Below are 18,040 nucleotides of genomic sequence, written 5' to 3'. Positions count from 1 at the left end.
AATAATATAACTATTAGGTAGTAGGTTTATGATTACCATACTTTTGGCTCGGCACGGTCAGGCCTCTTTTGGCAAAAAAAACTACGATGAGTTGTCAGAGTTAGGGATTACGCAGGCGCGTATGCTTGGCGCTCATTATGCTCATACGCAGCGCCGTATCGATGCAGTCTTCAGTGGTCACTTGATGCGTCAGCAGGACTCTGCCCGCCATTTTTTAGCGAGCTATCAAGAGACTGTAGCTGAACAAAAACAGAGTCATTCACCTGCCAATGCTCCGGCTGACTTATCTGATGATCGTTTGATTGCTGAATTCAACGAGTTTAATCATCAAGACGTATTGACCAAGTCTAACCCAGCCTTTGCAAACCAAGCGGCTATAGCCATGGAGATCGCAAAAGCTGACGTGCCTAAGCTGCGTTTGGCTGAGCTATTTGATCAAGCGATGCAGCGCTGGCATGGCGGCGAGTATGATGATGACTATATTGAGAGCTGGACACAGTTCAATGAGCGTACACAGCGCGCGCTCGCGCAAATACGCGATAAAGCCAACTCATTAAATACAGCTGCTAAAGATAATAGAGCCGCTGAGGATACGACAGTGTTGGTATTTACCTCGGGCGGGGTAATCGCTGCGATTACCGCGCAGTTACTTGAGCAGGACAGTCAAACGGCCTATCAGCTCAATAAGCGGTTAATCAATACGGGGGTGACCGCTCTTACCTTACGAGGAGAGACGGCACGGTTATTGTCCTTGAATGAATACAGCCATTTATTTGCCGAAGGCGAGCGCTTTGTTACTTGGCGCTAATGGTGAATGTTTAGGGTATAAGGTATAGTGATTATCCGCACTTAAGAAAAGATTACATCTAGTATCTAAAGCATGGCCACTATACTATGATATCTTTATATCTGGTTATTTAAAGCCATAAAGCGGTGCAAACGTACGGTATTGATGAGAAGAGAATGCTATGCAAAATAAACTAATGAGCTTAGTAACAAAAACTGTCAAACAAGGCAGGGCGCAAGCGACCAGTGCGATACAACCTGCGCGCTATCTAAATGGTCTGACCAAATCACAAGTCGGACAAGGCAAAACTGTGCTGGTCACTGGCGCAAGCTCAGGTCTTGGTGAGGTCATGGCACGATTATTTGCCAAACTTGGCTATAATCTAGCGATTTGCGCGCGCCGCGGTGAGCGTCTAGAGCAGCTTAAAGTCGATTTGTTGCAGAGCTATCCCAATATCCGAGTGGAATATAAAATCTTAGACGTCAGCGACTATGAGTCAATATTCAAAGTATTTGATGAGTTTGCCGCAGACTTTGGACATTTAGATCGTATCGTTGTCAATGCTGGTGTCGGAGATAGCCGCCGTATCGGTAAAGGCCGGTTTAAAATCAACCGCCGTACCGCTGAGATCAACTTCATCTCAGCACTCGCGCAGTGTGAAGCTGCCATGAAAATATTTCGCAAGCAAAACGCGGGTCATTTAGTGGTAATCTCGAGCATGTCAGCGATGCGCGGTCTGCCAGGTCATATGACAACCTATGGCGCAGCAAAAGCTGGTATTGCGCATCTTGCCGAAGGGATTCGCGCCGATATGTTGCTCACTAAGCTACCGATTAAGGTCACTACGATTTATCCAGGTTATATTCGTACTGAGATTAACAAGGATGCTAAGCCATTACCGTTTGAAGTGGACGCTAATACAGGAACCAAAGCCATCGTCGCGGCTATAGAGTCTGGTGTCGAGGAAGCTTGCGTACCAAGCTTGCCTTGGTCGATTGTTGGTCAAGCAATGAAGCATCTGCCTTTGCAGATTGTGAGTAAGATTAGCTAAAGCTACTTTTTCTATCTAAGTGCTTAATACCGGTGATTTTATAATAAGAAAGCCCTCGGTTTAGCGAGGGGAGGAAGTCAATGGCTATCAACAATGCTGATTAACGCTTACGCATGATCGGCTAGGTGTTTTTCGCGCAGCTTCTGGCGCAGGACTTTGCCAACATTACTTTTAGGTAGATCATCAACGAACTCAATATGACTTGGGCATTTGTAGCGAGTTAGGTTTTTATAAGCAAAGTCTTTAATCATAGCTTCGCTGACGCTATCATTGTCAGGTATGACGTATATCTTTACCGACTCACCTTGGCTATCATCAGCAACGCCAATAACAGCGCAGTCTGAGATACCTTCACAATCGAGCATAACCGATTCGATCTCATTAGGGAAGACGTTAAACCCTGAGACGAGTATCATATCTTTTTTGCGATCGAGTATAGTGAAGTAGCCTTGCTCATCCATTTTGCCGATGTCACCGGTGCGAAAGTAACCGTCTTCGGTGAACTCCTTACTATTATCTCTATTTAGGTAGCCGGGCGTCACATTAGGGCCTTTCATACAAATCTCACCCGCTTCATTGACCGCAGCCCGCGTACCATCCTCATTGATAACGATCATATCGATGCTAGGTAAAGGAACGCCAATAGAGCCCGTAAATTCAGTATTGGTGAGTACGTTGCAGCTACCTACCGCCACGCATTCAGTCATTCCCCAACCTTCGATCATCGGGCAATCTGTTACTTGCAGCCAACGTGAAGCGGTTTGCTCAGTGGCAGCCATGCCGCCAGCTTGCGACATGTGTAGCGAGCTAAAATCAAGCTTACTAAAGTCAGGATGATCAAGCAGACCTTTAAACAAGGTATTGACCGCTGGTAGTACATGAAAAGGCTGCTTTGAGAGCGTTTTGATAAAGCTTGGAATATCGCGCGGATTAGGAATCAAAATAAAGGCATTGCCAGAGCGTACGCCTACTAAGCTGAGCATAAAGGCAAAAATGTGATAGAGCGGTAAGGCTAAGACCATATTGATTTGTTCGTCGCCAATTTTCGAGACGATAGGTTCCGACCAAGCTTCAGATTGCAAGGCGGCAGCGACAATATTGCGCTGCGTTAAGATAGCGCCTTTAGAGAGTCCAGTGGTGCCGCCAGTGTATTGAAGGAATGCTGTTTGCTCTAAATTAGACTCGACCTTTTTTAAGGGGCGTTTTTTGCCTTGTTTGAGGACATTAGGAAAGGCAGTTACTTTATGTTTAGCGCTATCAAGGTTGTAATCAGGGATTAGTTTTTTGACATGCTGTAGTAGCGTATTTACTACAATACCTTTAAGGCCCATCATATCGCCTACTTTTGAAACCACAATGGCTTCAACCTTGGTATCATCAACGACTTCTTCAAGCGCTTTTGCAAAGTTATCAACCAAAAATATCGCCTTGGCACCAGAGTCATTGAGCTGATGGCGCAGCTCACGGCCGGTGTATAGTGGGTTGACTGGCGTACAGACATAACCTGCTCGCAAGATGCCAAGCATCGTCGGCAAATATTGCGGTACGTTTGGCATCATCAATGCCACCACGCTACCGGGCGCTAGGCTTTGTGATTGTAGCCATGCAGCGATGGCTTTTGAAGCTTGATTGATATCATCATAGCTGTGTTTAACACCCATACAGATGCTAAAGGGCTGATTAGCGAAGCTATCGAAACTCTCTTCATACAGCTCTATTAAGCTTGAGTATTGATCGGGGTCAATAGTGGCAGGGACGCTGGCTGGATACTGTGCAAGCCAAGGTTTATTCATCATTATTACTATCCTTAGTGAGTGATAAATGGAGTAGAAGGTGTGGATTGATAACAAAGGTATCGCTATCGCTTATCCATCTTTTCAACAGATAAATCCTTATATCTGATGAGAGGTGAGCATAATGATAAAATTCTATACTATTTTTGACATTTTACAAAGCAAGAAGCCCTTTATTCATATAAAGGGCTTCTGTAGAGTACCAATCACTAGCAGGTTAGTTATAAAGACGGATTGTCTAATAAATGCTGTTCGCGCAGCTTTTGACGCAGCACTTTACCAACGTTGGACTTAGGAAGCTCATCGACAAACTCAATATAACGAGGGCACTTATAACCAGTCAAATGATCCAAAGCAAACTCTTTGATGTCGCTCTTACTGACGTTCTGATTGGCAGGGACGACGTAGAGTTTGACCGCTTCGCCTTGGCGCTCATCAGGAATGCCAATGACAGCGCAATCAATAACGCCTTCACAGTCAAGCATCACCGACTCAATCTCGTTCGGGAATACATTAAAGCCTGAGACTAAAATCATATCTTTTTTGCGATCGAGTAGGGTGAAGTAACCCTTTTCATCCATACTAACGATATCACCAGTACGGAAGTAGCCATCCTCAGTGAAATCGCCACTGCTATCGGTGCTAAGATAGCCTGAAGTGACATTTGGGCCCTTAAAGCACATCTCGCCTGCTTGATGGACGCCCAGACGCTCACCATTTTCGTCTATAACGATGACGTCAACGCTTGGCACGGGAACACCAATAGTACCGTTGAACTCGCGATTGGTGATGACGTTTGCGGTACCCGCGGCCACGCCTTCGGTCATACCCCAACCTTCGACCATCGGGCAGCCTGTGACCTCTAACCAGCGCGCTGCGGTCTGTTCTGTCGCTGCCATACCGCCGGCTTGGGTGATACGTAGTGAGCTAAAGTCCAAGTCTTTGAAGTTTGGCTGATCTAATAAGCCCTTAAACAAAGTGTTGACCGCTGGGAAGATATGGAACGGCTGCTTCGATAAGGTCTTAATAAATCCGGGCATATCGCGAGGGTTGGGCACTAGGATAAAGGTGTAGCCTGAACGCATGCCCAATAAGCTGAGCATAAAAGCAAAGATATGATACAGCGGTAGCGCCATGACCATATTGATATAGACTTCATTAATCTCCGAGGTCACCGGCAAATACCAAGCTTCTGACTGAAGCGCGGCGGCGACGACATTACGCTGTGATAATACAGCGCCTTTGGATAAACCAGTAGTACCACCGGTGTACTGCAAGATCGCTTTTTGATCTAAGTTCATGTTGGTTTTATTAAAAGGCAGCTCTTTGCCTCTTTTGATAACGTCAGGGAACTTAGTCACTTCATGCTTAGGATCATTGAGCTTATATTTGGGTACTAAGCGTTTAACTTGTCGGATGATGGTATTGACCAGCATTCCTTTTAGACCCATCATGTCGCCCATTTTGGAGAGCACGATACGTTTGATAGCGGTCTCATCGACCACTTGCTCAAGCGCCTGAGCGAAGTTGTCAACGACAAAGATGATTTGAGCGCCAGAGTCATTTAATTGATGACGTAGCTCACGACCGGTATAGAGTGGATTGATAGGTGTACAGATATAGCCGGCACGCAAGATACCTATCATCGTCGGCAGGTACTGCGGTACGTTTGGCATCATAAGCGCTACAATACTGCCTTTAGGTAGGCCCTGCGCTTGTAGCCAAGCGGCGATAGCTAATGAGGTTTTATCGATATCATCATAAGTATGCGTGACACCCATGCAGACACTCATCGGATGCATACGAAAACGATCAAAACACTCTTCATAGAGGTCGACTATACTGCCGTATTTATCAGGGTTGATTGTCTTAGGTACGTTAGTCGGGTATTGGTCGAGCCAAGGTTTGTTCACTGTCATATCTAGCATCCTTAAATTTGAGATAAGTTAAGGTTCTATAGGCAAGTAGTCACATCCCTGTCAACATCAACAGCTATGGTGGTCATCCTGTCCATGGCTATATGATGTCGAGTGCTATCCTATCTATTAACTGACTGCTAACATATGGTGGCCTTTACACAAGTCTTTCATTGAGGCTCTATAAATACGAACCTAAATGAGAAGCTTTTCAGCACTGTCGATACAGCACTGTTGCTGCTTAAAGTATTATCGCTATACAAATATACTGATTTAACTGCCATTAAAACTACTGTTGACTAAAATCTTAGAGCACAATAATCTTAATATTTTGCTAAACAGTAACATAGTGAAATAATTTGGAAACACACTACCATAACCTGAGCTTTTTATGATAACGACATACAAAGACTTTAGAGTAATAATATAAAGTTGATAAGTCTCTCATAATGTGGTGTGGTAAGCGGATAAGTGGATAATAATAATAGACGAGCGGTTATATTGACCCAATATTATATTGCAGCGTTTATATAGTAGTGCTATCAAGCGAACCTATAAAAAAGGCCCTTTATCCAAGTAAAGAGCCCTTATAAATAATGGTGAGCTAACTATTGCTGTAAAGCGTGTTTTAAAGAGTAGGGTTGTCTTCTAAGTGCTTTTCACGCAGTTTTTGTCTGAGTACTTTTCCGACGTTGGATTTTGGCAGTTCATCAACGAACTCGATATAACGCGGACATTTATAACCAGTCAAATTATCAAGGGCAAAGTCTTTAACCATCTCTTTAGTGACATTACTATCCTTACGGATGACGTACATCTTGATAGATTCCCCTTGGTGCTCATCAGGCACACCAATGACTGCACAATCGATGATACCTTCATAGTCGAGCATAACCGACTCAAGCTCATTAGGGAATACATTAAAGCCCGAGACCAAAATCATATCTTTTTTGCGATCAAGCAACCTGACATAGCCTTGTTCATCCATACTAACGATATCGCCAGTACGGAAATAGCCATCGTCGGTGAAGTCATCTGTATTATCTCGATTGAGGTAGCCTAAGGTGACATTAGGGCCTTTAATGCACATCTCACCAGCTTGATTGTAGCCGACGCGGTTGCCGTCTTCATCAATAATACTGACATCGACGCCCGGAACTGGCACGCCTATAGTACCGTTAAACTTACGATCAGTGATGACATTGGCAGTACCAACAGCAACGCCCTCAGTCATACCCCAACCTTCAATCATAGGGCAGCCTGTCACTTCAAGCCAGCGCGTCGCTGTCTGCTGAGTCGCAGCCATGCCACCGGCTTGAGATATCTTTAATGAGCTAAAATCTAATTTTTCAAAATTAGGATTATCCAGCAGTCCTTTAAATAAGGTATTCACTGCAGGGAAAATATGAAAAGGCTGTTTGGATAAGGTCTTCACAAACCCAGGAATATCGCGCGGGTTAGGAACGAGAATAAAAGTATATCCTGATCGTACCGCTAACAGACTCAGCATAAAGGCAAAAATATGATACAGCGGCAATGCCATCACCATATTGATATAAACATCATTGATCTGGCCGGTGATAGGGCGTGTCCAAGCCTCAGACTGTAGAGCGGCCGCTACGACATTACGCTGCGATAAGATGGCGCCTTTTGATAGGCCTGTGGTACCGCCGGTGTACTGCAAAAACGCTTTTTGATCCAAAGACATTTTTGGCTTTTGAAAAGGCATATTTTTGCCTCTTTTGAGCACATCTGGGAATTTAGTGACGGCATGTTTTGGATCATTGAGCTTATATTTGGGTACTAAACGTTTGACTTGCCGGATGATGGTGTTGACTAAGATACCCTTAAGACCCATCATATCGCCCATTTTCGAGAGTACGATATGCTTAATAGCGGTCTCATCGACGACTTGCTCTAGCGCTTGTGCGAAGTTATCGACCAAGAAGATAGCTTTTGCGCCAGAATCGTTGAGCTGATGGCGCAGCTCGCGGCCAGTGTATAAAGGGTTGACAGGAGTACAAATATAACCGGCACGCAAGATGCCTATCATCGTTGGCAGGTACTGCGGTACGTTTGGCATCATTAAGGCCACAACGCTCCCTCTAGGCAAGCCTTGCCCTTGTAACCAAGCGGCGATAGCTAATGAGGCGTCATCGACGTCACCGTAAGTATGAGTGACACCCATACAGATACTTATAGGATGCTGGCGATAACGGCTAAAGCTCTCTTCATAAAGCTCTATGATATTGGCATAATTATCTGGGTAAATGGTCTTAGGTACACCAGCGGGATAACGAGCATGCCAAGGTTTATTCATTGTCATTTTCTGCGTCCTTGAAGTTTAAAGGTCTTGATTGGATCATTCCATGAAAGATGAGACAGTTAATAAGCATAGCAATGGATAACGATAATAGAGCAATATTTAGATGACTTAACCGTTCGTGTTTGTGATTAGCCGCTTTAAATACACTTTATGTCACAAATGTTACCGCTCATCCATTTTCTAGTAACTTTAAATAATAGGCAAAAAAACCTCAAAAGTATAGTAACAATTACTCTAAAAAGTGCTCAGGCCTAAAAGTACGGCGAATAAACGAAGATTCGAAGTTTTTCGAGGGCCTCATATCACGTTAAGCGGCTACTCATGATTTCTCCTAAATCATCTTTGCCGAGTAGCCTGCGAACCGTTTTTATCACCGGTTATTGTATTCGTGGATCGCTTGCTCGATAGTGTCGCGTAGGCTTTTAGGAACACGAACGGGCTTAATAGTAGTGGTTTGATTATTTTGTGTAGCCGATTGACCAGATAATGAGCCGTCTGCTAGGGTAGCCGCTGGCTCTGAGTTTTCAGAGGCAGTAGGGTTTAGCTGATTTTGCACGCAAGCGATAACTATTTTTGCACTGCTTAATAAAGTATCTGAGCTGGCTTGTTTTGGATGCTGAGTTGGTATTGACGGCCGGCGATGAATGCTTTGATAAAAAATAATGCTAGCTGGTTTTAGCTCGACTTTGTCGATACGTACTTCTATGGTTTCGTCTAATAAGATGGCCTTATGATATTGCAACTGCGCTTGGCTCACGACAAAATGCTGTATATGGCCTTCTTGGGTCTGCAAAAAGTAGCCGCTAATATTAAGTTTGGTGAACCAATCACGGCGACAGTTCTCAAAAAATACCAAATGATTGGCGTGATAAACAATGCCGCCGGCATCTGTATGGTTGATATATATAGAGTAGTTAGTAGAAAATAACGGATCTGCTGTTATCGCTGGGACGCTGTCAGATTTTGTAGTCATAAATTTACTCAGTCATAAATAGTAAGGCGCAAGTAGTAAGGTGCAAAGTAATAGCGGAGCCTAGTACTAAAGGTTTAGGAAGGTTTAATACTCTATCCTCTTGCTCATAGTAATCACCGGCTCGTCTTAGTAGACATATTTTTTAATAAAGCTACTTTTTGATAAAGCCACTTTAGCGTAAGGATTGGCAGCAAGCAACAGATAGCGCACTAACTCTGTTATGATTACGGCTCGATTAGACGCTAATCACCAAACTAGCGGTTATAATTAATAAAAGCTCAGTTATTTAAAAGCTCAGTTATTTAAAAGCTTGGATAGTTAATAGCTAAATAGCTTAATATGATAACTAGCATAAACATAATAAAATGAATAAAGAGGGTAACGTATGGTCCGTTTTGTCAGTTTCAATATTAATGGTATTCGCGCGCGTCAACATCAGCTTGAGGCGGTACGCGACATCATTGATCCCGATGTAATGGGGTTGCAAGAGACCAAAGTTCATGATGAACAGTTCCCACTAAAAAACGTCGAATCTTTAGGATATCATGTCGAGTATTTTGGCCAAAAAGCGCATTACGGCGTGGCACTATTGTCAAAAGTTGCCCCTATATTTGTTCAAAAAGGCTTCCCGGGTGAGGATGAGGAAGCACAAAAACGCTTCATCCACGCGCGCTATGTTTTCGAAGGTCGCGAGATTGATGTACTAAATGGTTATTTTCCGCAAGGAGAGAGCCAAGATCATCCGATTAAGTACCCGATGAAAAGAGCTTACTACGCAGATTTGACGGCTTATATTGATGTGTTAATCGCCGAAGGCCGGACGCTGATTATCATGGGTGATATGAATATTGCGCCAGAGGACATCGATGTGGGTATTGGCGAGGCAAACGCTAAGCGCTGGCTAAAAAATAGAAAAACCTCCTTTTTACCAGAGGAGCGTGAGTGGTACACGGCGCTGATGTCTCGCGATTTAATCGATACCTATCGTTTGCATTACCCTGATAGTGAGGACTTTTATAGCTGGTTTGACTATCGTAGTCGCGGCTTCAATGATGATCCCAAACGCGGTCTGCGTATCGACCATATTTTATGTACCCCTGATTTAGTCGACCAGTGCGCAGATGCTGGTATCAGCTATGATCTTAGAGCGATGGAGAAACCCTCAGATCATGCCCCAATTTGGTCAGCTTTTGATTTAAGCAAATAGAGGCTGATTTTTACTAGCTTTAGTAAGCGCGTTTACCCTAATTCATACTTATCCCTAATTCATACTTATAAAGGAAGCATTATGGCTGTTGGAGATACGGCAGTACCTGACACAATATACCCTATCGATGGCATCACTCTTAGCGCTACCGCAGCTGGTGTGCGCTACAAAGACCGTGATGATTTAGTCCTCATTGAGATTGCCAAAGGCGCAAGCGTTGCGGTAGTCACTACTAAAAACGCCTTTTGCGCCGCTCCCGTCAGAGTACTTCGCGAGCACTTTGCACAGGCCAGTCCGCGTTATCTAGTGACGAATACTGGCAATGCCAACGCCGGAACAGGCAACGATGGCAAGCGCCGCGCGAGCGATATCTGTGCCGCTGTTGCTACTAAGGCAGGGGTCGACACTGAGAGCGTGTTGCCGTTCTCTACAGGCGTCATCGGTGAGCCGTTAAATAGCGATGCCGTCATCAAAGGTTTAGATGAAGCCTTAGCTCAGCTAGCGCCTGATAGCTGGCTCGCTGCTGCCAACGGTATTCGCACGACTGATACTTTGCCGAAGCTTGCCAGTCGTAAAGTGGAAATAGCTGAGGGTGATAAAAAAAGTACTTATCACATCACTGGTATCTCTAAAGGCTCGGGCATGATACGACCAAACATGGCGACGATGCTTGGCTATGTCGCCACTGACGCTAATATCAGTGCTGATCTATTACAAGAGATGCTAAGCGCAATTAATGAGCAATCTTTTAATCGTATCACTGTAGATGGCGACACTTCTACTAATGATTGCTGCGTGCTCATAGCGACAGGCAAGGCGAGTCTCGATGTGATTGATAGCCCAGAGCATCCTCATTATCAGCCGCTATTTACTGCGCTGACTGAGGTGTTTGTACGCTTAGCACAATTGATCGTCCGTGACGGAGAAGGGGCGACTAAGTTTATGACGGTTAAAGTAACCGGCGGTAATACTACTCAGGAGTGCTGCGATGTCGCTTATGCAGTGGCGCACTCACCACTGGTAAAAACCGCGTTTTTTGCCAGTGATGCCAACTGGGGACGTATATTAGCGGCTGTCGGCTACGCTGGCGTCCCAGACTTAGATACTGAACAGGTGGATGTGTATCTAGATGAAGTGATGATTTGTCAAAACGGCGGCGTTGCACCGGATTATAAGGAGGCTGATGGAGATAAAGTCATGAGTCGTCCGGAGATTACTATCGGTATCGATTTGGCGCGCGGAACAGCAAGTGATACGGTCTACACTTGCGACTTATCGTACGATTACGTCAAAATCAACGCTGATTACCGCAGTTAACTTAATTTAGAACCTTTTAACAGGTTTAATGGTTCGTTGACAAAAGTTGCAAACTTTGACGTTAAGTTACAAAGGAGTCATAGTGCTAGAATGGGTGCTCGCTCTATAATTATTTTGATTTGAAAAACTATAATCAATATAAGTTACTAAATTAACAAAGCTGTGAACGAAGCTTAAATTATATTAAGCGCTATTTATAGACTATTGGTTTTTATCATCGATAGGTGTTATCAACAGCTGTTAACTTATTAACTATTCATAATTTATATCAATTGAGGATTTATTCATGAAAAAATTAGCAATAGCAGCATTCGCAACTACTTTCGCCTTAGCCGGTTGTTCTACTATGGACCTTAATGACGAACGTACTATGGTTGTCGAAGGTGAAGCGCAGAATGTTAAAGTAGTTAATATTCCTAACTTAAAGATTGAGATTGCCCCTACTAAAGCGGTTTGTGATGTCACTGCAAACACAGGTGAAGTGATTAAGTCTGAGTGCTTGCAATTCCGTCAAGCGCATCAAAGAAACTTCACTTCATTTAACGGTAACATCCAAGGTTTCACTTATGAGCCAGGATACCGCTATATGTTAGACGTCCGCCAAGAAGCGGTCGCTGACGAAGCTGCTGGTGTGGTTAAGCCAGTATGGTATCTAAACGAAGTTATCTCAAAAAACGCTGAGTAAGCTTTGATAGGTGACTAAAACTCATATCTAAACTTATCGTGATTAAATGTAAAAAGCCTCTAATTATTTAGAGGCTTTTTTGTGGTCATTATTTTGTCAGCGTAGCGATGGCTTTATCATTAGCTGTCATTAGCATTAATCAGACTTAGCATTAAGCATACTTAGCATTAACTATAATTAGCACTGACTGTATTTAACACTGACCCCGTGGCTGGCTGTGGGAATTCGATTATTTGCAATCACAGCAAGCCCTGCACGCGAAGTCTCTTTATAGCTCTCAAGCATGTCAGCGCCAGTTTGTTTCATGGTCTCAACCACTTTGTCAAAAGAGACGAAGTGCTGACCATCGCCGCGGCAGGCAAGGCGCGCCGCATTCACCGCCTTTACCGCGCCCATAGCATTGCGCTCGATACAAGGCACTTGCACAAGGCCGCCAATAGGGTCGCAAGTCAGACCTAGGTTATGCTCAATACCGATCTCAGCAGCATTGAGGCATTTGGCAGGATCGCCACCTAATACCTCGGCCAAAGCTGATGCCGCCATCGCGCAAGCAGAGCCCACTTCGCCTTGGCAGCCGACTTCAGCGCCTGAGATAGAAGCGTTTTGTTTAATAAGGCTTCCAATAGCTGTGGCATTGAGTAAAAACTTGCGCGCGCCATCCAAGCTATAGCTAGATAGAAAATCGCGGTAGTAATGCATAACAGCTGGGATAATACCTGCTGCGCCGTTAGTCGGAGCGGTCACGACATTACCGCCATTAGCGTTCTCTTCGTTGACGGCTAAAGCGTATAAATCGATCCAATCCATCGCCGCGAGTTTATCTGTTTTGGCAATAGGGCGGTCTTTTTCAGCGCACAGCTGTAAATATAGGGCTTGGGCACGGCGTTTGACATCGAGACCTCCAGGCAAAATACCACTACTTTGACAGCCTCTGGCTACGCAGTCTTGCATTGAGTCCCATATAGAATCTAAGTATGCAAGAACCTCCTCTTTATCACGATAATGGCACTCGTTCGCTAGTACCAACTCACTGATACTCAAGCCGTTCTTTTGGCAGCGCTCAAGTAACTCTGAGGCGCTATTGAACGGATAGGGGAGCTCTTCTATCGTCGGCGTCGCATGATCGTCATCAGGGTTGGTGGCGTCTTCTTCATTGATTACAAAACCGCCCCCGACTGAATAGTAGGTTTGTTGGTAGCGGCTATCGTCAGCTAAGCGCGCACTAATTGTCATCGCGTTGGGATGATAAGGCAGCACCGTATCACTATACCAGTGAATATGATGATCTACATCAAAAGCAATCTCATGCTCGCCTGCGATATTAAGGGTCTTATCTGAAAATATAGGTAGCAGATATTGGCTGGTAAGCCGGGTGTCTATGGTGCTAGGAGCATGACCGAGCAACCCAAGCAAGATAGCGGTATCAGTCGCGTGTCCTTTGCCGGTAGCGGCTAAAGAGCCAAAAAGCTCGATTTCAATACTTTTTATTGTGTCAAGCTTAGTCTGTTTACGCAGTGCGGATAAAAATAAATTAGCGGCTACCATAGGGCCCACAGTATGTGAGCTTGAAGGGCCGACACCAATTTTAAATAAATCAAAAACACTAATCATAAGTAAATACTCTAAAGGTTAAATATAAAGCCGATAGCTTGTCAGTAGACAGCGTCTATTTGACAGGCACATATTAGGTTGCTTAAGGATTAAGAATTAAGAATTATGCTGCTTTGAACATAGATACTTGAGCATAGATACTTGAATATAGACAAGGATACAACTTGAGGGTTGTTATCTCAGAATATCCATTTCATAAGGGAGTGCTCGAAAATCAGACAGTATATCAAAGGGTCTAATAAGCGCTTTTTTTTGCTATAAAATTCCGTTATTATGCTGAGCACTAACACAGCTGTAACATCCTGTAATAAAATAAACGGCTTAGAGTCTAAACTCTAAGCCAAAAGCGTCCAATTATCAACTCAGTAGAACATATATCAATCGACGTGACTAACGAAAAAAAGCAAGACTTTCGCTATCGATGATTAACTAATTATTATTAATGTCATTTATCATTAATATGACTAGTCAACAGGGCTTAACACCTTTCAATAATGAAGCCATATCTTTCTTTTTAAGTAAATCAACGCAGTTGGGTCAAATAGGAAACGCGCATGACACCCCCTTCAGAACAACCGACGCAAACCTCATCGGAACATAATGCACTAGAGGCTGCAGGTATTGAGACTAATGCTATGACGATACCGCATCATCCAGACTTCGATAATGGCAAATGGTTTCCCACTTGGCGTCCGTTCCAAGGCGACTTAGATCGTAACCCAGTAGGAATCAATGAATATTTGCCACCATCAAAGAGCATTTTGCTAGGTATTCAGCATACTTTTGCGATGTTTGGCGCGACAGTATTGGCACCTTTATTAATGGGGTTTGACGCCAATCTAGCTATCTTGATGTCAGGTATCTGTACCATCATGTTCTTTGTGATTACCGGTGGCCGGATGCCGAGCTATTTGGGCTCAAGCTTCGCTTTTATTGGTCCTGTCATAGCAGTAACCGCTTACGCAGGCACCGGTTTCAATAGCGGTTTGGATGTGGCCTTGGGCGGTATCATGGCATGCGGTATCATTTATGCGCTCGTAGGCTTACTGGTGATGAAGACCGGTACGGGCTGGATAGAGAGCTTGATGCCGCCTATCGTCACCGGCGCTATCGTGATGATTATCGGTCTAAATTTAGCGCCAGTCACTGTTCAAGGCGTCTCGGCCAATCAGTTTGACGCTTGGATGGCAGCATTGACAGTACTGCTCATTAGTGGCGTGGCGGTATTTACGCGCGGTATGCTGCGCCGCCTACTATTACTAGTTGGCCTGATTTTATCTTATGTCATCTATTACATCGTTACTAACGTAATGGGCTACGGCACACCGATTGATTTTACGACTGTCGCTGCAGCCTCATGGTTTGGTCTGCCTAGCATTCATACGCCGCGCTTTGAGATGAGCGCTATTGTCTTGATTGCACCGGTGGCTTTTATTTTAGTCGCCGAAAACTTGGGTCATTTTAAAGCGGTGGAGGGCATGACCAAAGCGCGAGTGACGCCTTATATGGGCCGGGCATTTCTTGCTGATGGCTTAGCAACCACATTCTCGGCCGGCTTTGGCGGTACTGGAGTGACCACGTATGCTGAGAATATTGGCGTTATGGCAGTCACTAAAGTCTATAGCACCACGATATTTGTCATTGCTGGGGTAGTCGCAGTGATGCTGGGCATGTCGCCTAAGTTTGGGGCGATTATTCAGACCATTCCAGCCGCATTATTAGGCGGTGCCTCTATCGTCGTATTTGGTTTGATTACTATTGCAGGCTTGAAGATTTGGATAGATAACAATATTGACTTCACTAAAAACAGCAATCTTGTTATTGCTGCTGTGACCGTCATTATGGGTACAGGTAATTTCAGTCTCATGCTCGGTAGTTTCGATTTGGGCGGTATAGGTACCGCCACTTTAGCAGCCATCGTACTCAACGCTTTATTTAATCGTCAAAAAAACTGATCTTATATCTTCAAGAGCTTTTAGCATTGAGAATAAAAAGGCGAGTCTGTTATCAGGCTCGCTCTTTTTTTTAGGCTAATACTTCTTATTATAAAACCGCGCAAAAAACCGATAGCGGCGTAGCGCTCGAGGTTTGGGCTTTAGTGAGCCTAAATAAATAGCCAACATCGTTAGTAGTGCGCCGGTCCATTGCAAAGCATTAATGGGCTTATCTAGCCAAGTATAGTCAATAAGCAAAGCGGCAACCGGCTCAGACAACAGTAATAATCCGGTCAAAGCCAGCGACAGCTTAGGAATAGAGTAGGCAATCAAGCCCCAAGCTAAGCACTGCATTACAGCGCCATAGACCAGTATCCAGCCCACCTCTGACAAAGTGCTGGGCATAATATTACCTTTATCTAGTATAAGCATCGGGACTATCATCGCCAGTACTCCGCCAATACTGACCAGCTGCATTAGTATCAGTATAGGAGTCGGCTCGGTATCGTGGGTCTTACGAATAAATGTCATCGAAGCGGCTAGCATACCGCCTGAGACGATACCAGTGATAAAACCCCAAGTCGCCGCAGAATTTTGTGCAAACTCTGGACTACCTATCATAGCGACGCCTAGCATCGCTAAACATAAACTAATCAATTGCAAAATAGACTGGCGCTCATTGAAGTACAAAAACCCAATCGCCGCCAAAAAGAAAATCTGCAAACTATTAAGCAGCGTTGAGATACCAGGGCCGACTGCATAGATACTCTCATGCCAAAGCGCTAAGTCCAAGCCCAAAAACGCGCCTGACAATAACCCATAAAAAATAGCGCGTCTCGAGCGTGGCAAGCGTTGTCCGGCTATCTTGGCTAATACTGCAAAAACGATCCCTGAGATAGCCAGACGCCAAAATGACATCGCCCAGCCTCCGACATCGACATGGGCGACAATAAGGCTACCTAAACCAAAAATAATACAACCTATGACCAAGCCAATGGTAGCAGTACGCGTGTTGGTATTGGACATAAAGCTCCCCTCTGACTTATTGACCTGCTTGTGGGTCTGATTGATTTACAAACGACTATGATATTGCACTGACTTTGCGCTTACAAAAATATAAGCCTAAAAAAGAGCACAAGTGTATACCTTTTGATTGAAAATCTAAATGGCATAACGATAATTTTGTATAGCCAACTCCTTATTCGCTATTTGTGGGTTTAGCAGTTTATAATAAACAAGCCTTTGATGAGTTTTCGGCCTTATGAGCAATCCAAAACGCTATTCAAATTTTTGTTAATAACTTACTGGTATATACATTATCTATGTCACTACTTAGATCTACGCTCAATACGCTATCTGCACTGACCGGTCGGTACCTCGCTACAGGAATGCTGATGTCGGCTGGCCTAATGCTTGTTATGCCAAGCGCACAAGCGGCGAGCTGTAAGCTACCCAAAAGCTATTACAAAAACGTCTCTTGTACTGCCAACAGTCGTTATTTTTTAGCGATTAAAGATTTTGGTGCGCCAGTTGCTTTAATCAACAAACAAGGTAAGCGGGTCGTTGATTTGTCGCGCTATCAGCAGGTAGACGCTGACAAGCTAGCGGGCGGATTGATACCTGTTGAGCGCAGTAATAAGGTTGGTTATTTGAATATGAAAGGACGCGAAGTGGTGCCACTGATCTATGATAAGTTGGGTGAATCATCCGGCTGGGCGCGCGCGGCGACAGATGGACGCATCGTGGTCAAAAAAGGCGGTAAATATGGCGTTATAGATACGGCGAACAACATCATAGTGCCGTTTTCTGCTTCTATCAGCGATATCGATAATTATAAGGGCGGTAAAGCGCGGGTGCGTAAAGGTCAAGCCATCAGCTGGCTCGATAAAAATGGTAATACTATTTCAGACCCCAGTCCTGTCAGTGCTAAAAATAATACTAACGACACAAATAATGATACTGCGGCTGTTAACCGCGCATCTTTTACCACTTTGCAAGCCGATCAGCGCGATGGTAAATGGGGCTTTGTCGATGATCGTAATATTACTATGATTACCTATTCGTTTGATGCCGTGCGTCCTTTTTCTGAAGGACTAGCAGGCGTGCGTATCGACGGTAAATGGGGTTTTGTCAATTTAGGCGGGGAGCTGGTGATTCCTTTTCGTTTTGAGGAGGAGGGCGTAGCGAGCAGTGGCAGCTATCGAGAAGCGCCTTCTTTTGTCTTTAAGCAAGGAAAAGCTTGGATTGGCAGTCTGCAAAATGGCGATAAGATGTGTATTGATAAAGCAGGCACCAATGTTGGCTGTGATTGATGAATAGTCCCCAAAGTAGAAATGAGCAAGATTAAATGAATAAAGCGGCGCATTATTAGGGCGTGTTGAACATTCACAAATGCGCACTGCTGATCGCTAAAATAGTTCTAGTCTAAGTGAAAATTGCA

Annotated in this window: 13 protein-coding genes; 7 read left to right on the top strand and 6 right to left on the bottom strand. The window is 44.4% G+C overall.

Annotated elements, in window-relative coordinates:
- Positions 1-28: 28 nt before the first annotated feature.
- Both AAEY83_RS08870 and AAEY83_RS08865 read left to right on the top strand, forming a co-directional pair.
- Positions 29-808: a histidine phosphatase family protein gene (locus tag AAEY83_RS08870; RefSeq protein WP_025646907.1), complete on the top strand. Its 780-nt coding sequence runs from the start codon at positions 29-31 to the stop codon at positions 806-808.
- 160 nt (positions 809-968) lie between these two features.
- The gene (locus tag AAEY83_RS08865) at positions 969-1,838 is read left to right on the top strand and encodes an SDR family oxidoreductase (protein ID WP_025646908.1); all 870 of its coding nucleotides are present in this window, start codon (positions 969-971) and stop codon (positions 1,836-1,838) included.
- 107 nt (positions 1,839-1,945) lie between these two features.
- Here AAEY83_RS08865 and AAEY83_RS08860 read toward each other — a convergent pair whose 3' ends face one another.
- The 4 genes from AAEY83_RS08860 to AAEY83_RS08845 all read right to left on the bottom strand — a co-directional run bounded on the left by AAEY83_RS08860 (position 1,946) and on the right by AAEY83_RS08845 (position 8,846).
- Entirely contained in the window at positions 1,946-3,637 is a 1,692-nt protein-coding gene (locus AAEY83_RS08860; RefSeq protein WP_025646909.1) for an AMP-binding protein, read from the bottom strand.
- 215 nt (positions 3,638-3,852) lie between these two features.
- Positions 3,853-5,550, bottom strand: coding sequence for an AMP-binding protein (locus AAEY83_RS08855; protein ID WP_025646910.1), 1,698 nt, complete (start codon positions 5,548-5,550; stop codon positions 3,853-3,855).
- A gap of 625 nt (positions 5,551-6,175) precedes the next feature.
- Positions 6,176-7,873: an AMP-binding protein gene (locus AAEY83_RS08850; protein WP_025646911.1), complete on the bottom strand. Its 1,698-nt coding sequence runs from the start codon at positions 7,871-7,873 to the stop codon at positions 6,176-6,178.
- A 370-nt stretch (positions 7,874-8,243) separates the two neighbouring features.
- Entirely contained in the window at positions 8,244-8,846 is a 603-nt protein-coding gene (locus AAEY83_RS08845) for a hotdog domain-containing protein (protein WP_025646912.1), read from the bottom strand.
- 385 nt (positions 8,847-9,231) lie between these two features.
- On the opposite strand from AAEY83_RS08845, the gene xthA reads away from it, so the two are divergent.
- From xthA to AAEY83_RS08830, 3 genes are all read left to right on the top strand, one after another.
- Complete coding sequence (xthA, locus tag AAEY83_RS08840; RefSeq protein WP_025646913.1) at positions 9,232-10,053, top strand: exodeoxyribonuclease III; 822 nt, start codon at positions 9,232-9,234, stop codon at positions 10,051-10,053.
- Between the two features lie 81 nt (positions 10,054-10,134).
- Positions 10,135-11,370, top strand: a complete 1,236-nt coding sequence (gene argJ, locus AAEY83_RS08835; protein WP_025646914.1) for a bifunctional glutamate N-acetyltransferase/amino-acid acetyltransferase ArgJ — start codon at positions 10,135-10,137, stop codon at positions 11,368-11,370.
- Positions 11,371-11,656: 286 nt separating this feature from the next.
- On the top strand, positions 11,657-12,055 hold the full coding sequence (locus AAEY83_RS08830) for a DUF4377 domain-containing protein (protein ID WP_025646915.1): 399 nt from the start codon (positions 11,657-11,659) through the stop codon (positions 12,053-12,055).
- Positions 12,056-12,232: 177 nt separating this feature from the next.
- Here AAEY83_RS08830 and AAEY83_RS08825 read toward each other — a convergent pair whose 3' ends face one another.
- Positions 12,233-13,666 carry an L-serine ammonia-lyase gene (locus tag AAEY83_RS08825; protein ID WP_025646916.1) on the bottom strand — a complete coding sequence of 478 codons (1,434 nt, stop codon included), beginning with the start codon at positions 13,664-13,666 and terminating at the stop codon, positions 12,233-12,235.
- A gap of 635 nt (positions 13,667-14,301) precedes the next feature.
- Between AAEY83_RS08825 and AAEY83_RS08820 the strand changes: the two genes are divergently transcribed.
- Positions 14,302-15,621 (top strand): solute carrier family 23 protein, encoded by a 1,320-nt coding sequence (locus AAEY83_RS08820; RefSeq protein ID WP_264673197.1) that lies wholly within the window; start codon positions 14,302-14,304, stop codon positions 15,619-15,621.
- A 75-nt stretch (positions 15,622-15,696) separates the two neighbouring features.
- On the opposite strand, the gene AAEY83_RS08815 is transcribed toward AAEY83_RS08820, so the two are convergent.
- Positions 15,697-16,626, bottom strand: a complete 930-nt coding sequence (locus AAEY83_RS08815) for a DMT family transporter (protein WP_025646918.1) — start codon at positions 16,624-16,626, stop codon at positions 15,697-15,699.
- A 368-nt stretch (positions 16,627-16,994) separates the two neighbouring features.
- Between AAEY83_RS08815 and AAEY83_RS08810 the strand changes: the two genes are divergently transcribed.
- Positions 16,995-17,912, top strand: coding sequence for a WG repeat-containing protein (locus AAEY83_RS08810; RefSeq protein ID WP_025646919.1), 918 nt, complete (start codon positions 16,995-16,997; stop codon positions 17,910-17,912).
- Positions 17,913-18,040: the final 128 nt, after the last annotated feature.

Source organism: Psychrobacter sp. TB20-MNA-CIBAN-0197 (genome assembly GCF_040309765.1).
In the GTDB taxonomy this organism is placed as follows: Bacteria; Pseudomonadota; Gammaproteobacteria; order Pseudomonadales; family Moraxellaceae; genus Psychrobacter; species Psychrobacter submarinus.
This window is presented reverse-complemented; position numbering and strand designations above follow the sequence as displayed.

Coding starts and splice junctions, on each gene's coding strand:
- AAEY83_RS08870 (WP_025646907.1), top strand. CDS start 29: ATGATTACCATACTTTTGGCTCGGCACGGTCAGGCCTCTTTTGGCAAA.
- AAEY83_RS08865 (WP_025646908.1), top strand. CDS start 969: ATGCAAAATAAACTAATGAGCTTAGTAACAAAAACTGTCAAACAAGGC.
- AAEY83_RS08855 (WP_025646910.1), bottom strand. CDS start 5,550: ATGACAGTGAACAAACCTTGGCTCGACCAATACCCGACTAACGTACCT.
- AAEY83_RS08850 (WP_025646911.1), bottom strand. CDS start 7,873: ATGACAATGAATAAACCTTGGCATGCTCGTTATCCCGCTGGTGTACCT.
- AAEY83_RS08845 (WP_025646912.1), bottom strand. CDS start 8,846: ATGACTACAAAATCTGACAGCGTCCCAGCGATAACAGCAGATCCGTTA.
- xthA (WP_025646913.1), top strand. CDS start 9,232: ATGGTCCGTTTTGTCAGTTTCAATATTAATGGTATTCGCGCGCGTCAA.
- argJ (WP_025646914.1), top strand. CDS start 10,135: ATGGCTGTTGGAGATACGGCAGTACCTGACACAATATACCCTATCGAT.
- AAEY83_RS08830 (WP_025646915.1), top strand. CDS start 11,657: ATGAAAAAATTAGCAATAGCAGCATTCGCAACTACTTTCGCCTTAGCC.
- AAEY83_RS08825 (WP_025646916.1), bottom strand. CDS start 13,666: ATGATTAGTGTTTTTGATTTATTTAAAATTGGTGTCGGCCCTTCAAGC.
- AAEY83_RS08820 (WP_264673197.1), top strand. CDS start 14,302: ATGACGATACCGCATCATCCAGACTTCGATAATGGCAAATGGTTTCCC.
- AAEY83_RS08815 (WP_025646918.1), bottom strand. CDS start 16,626: ATGTCCAATACCAACACGCGTACTGCTACCATTGGCTTGGTCATAGGT.
- AAEY83_RS08810 (WP_025646919.1), top strand. CDS start 16,995: ATGTCGGCTGGCCTAATGCTTGTTATGCCAAGCGCACAAGCGGCGAGC.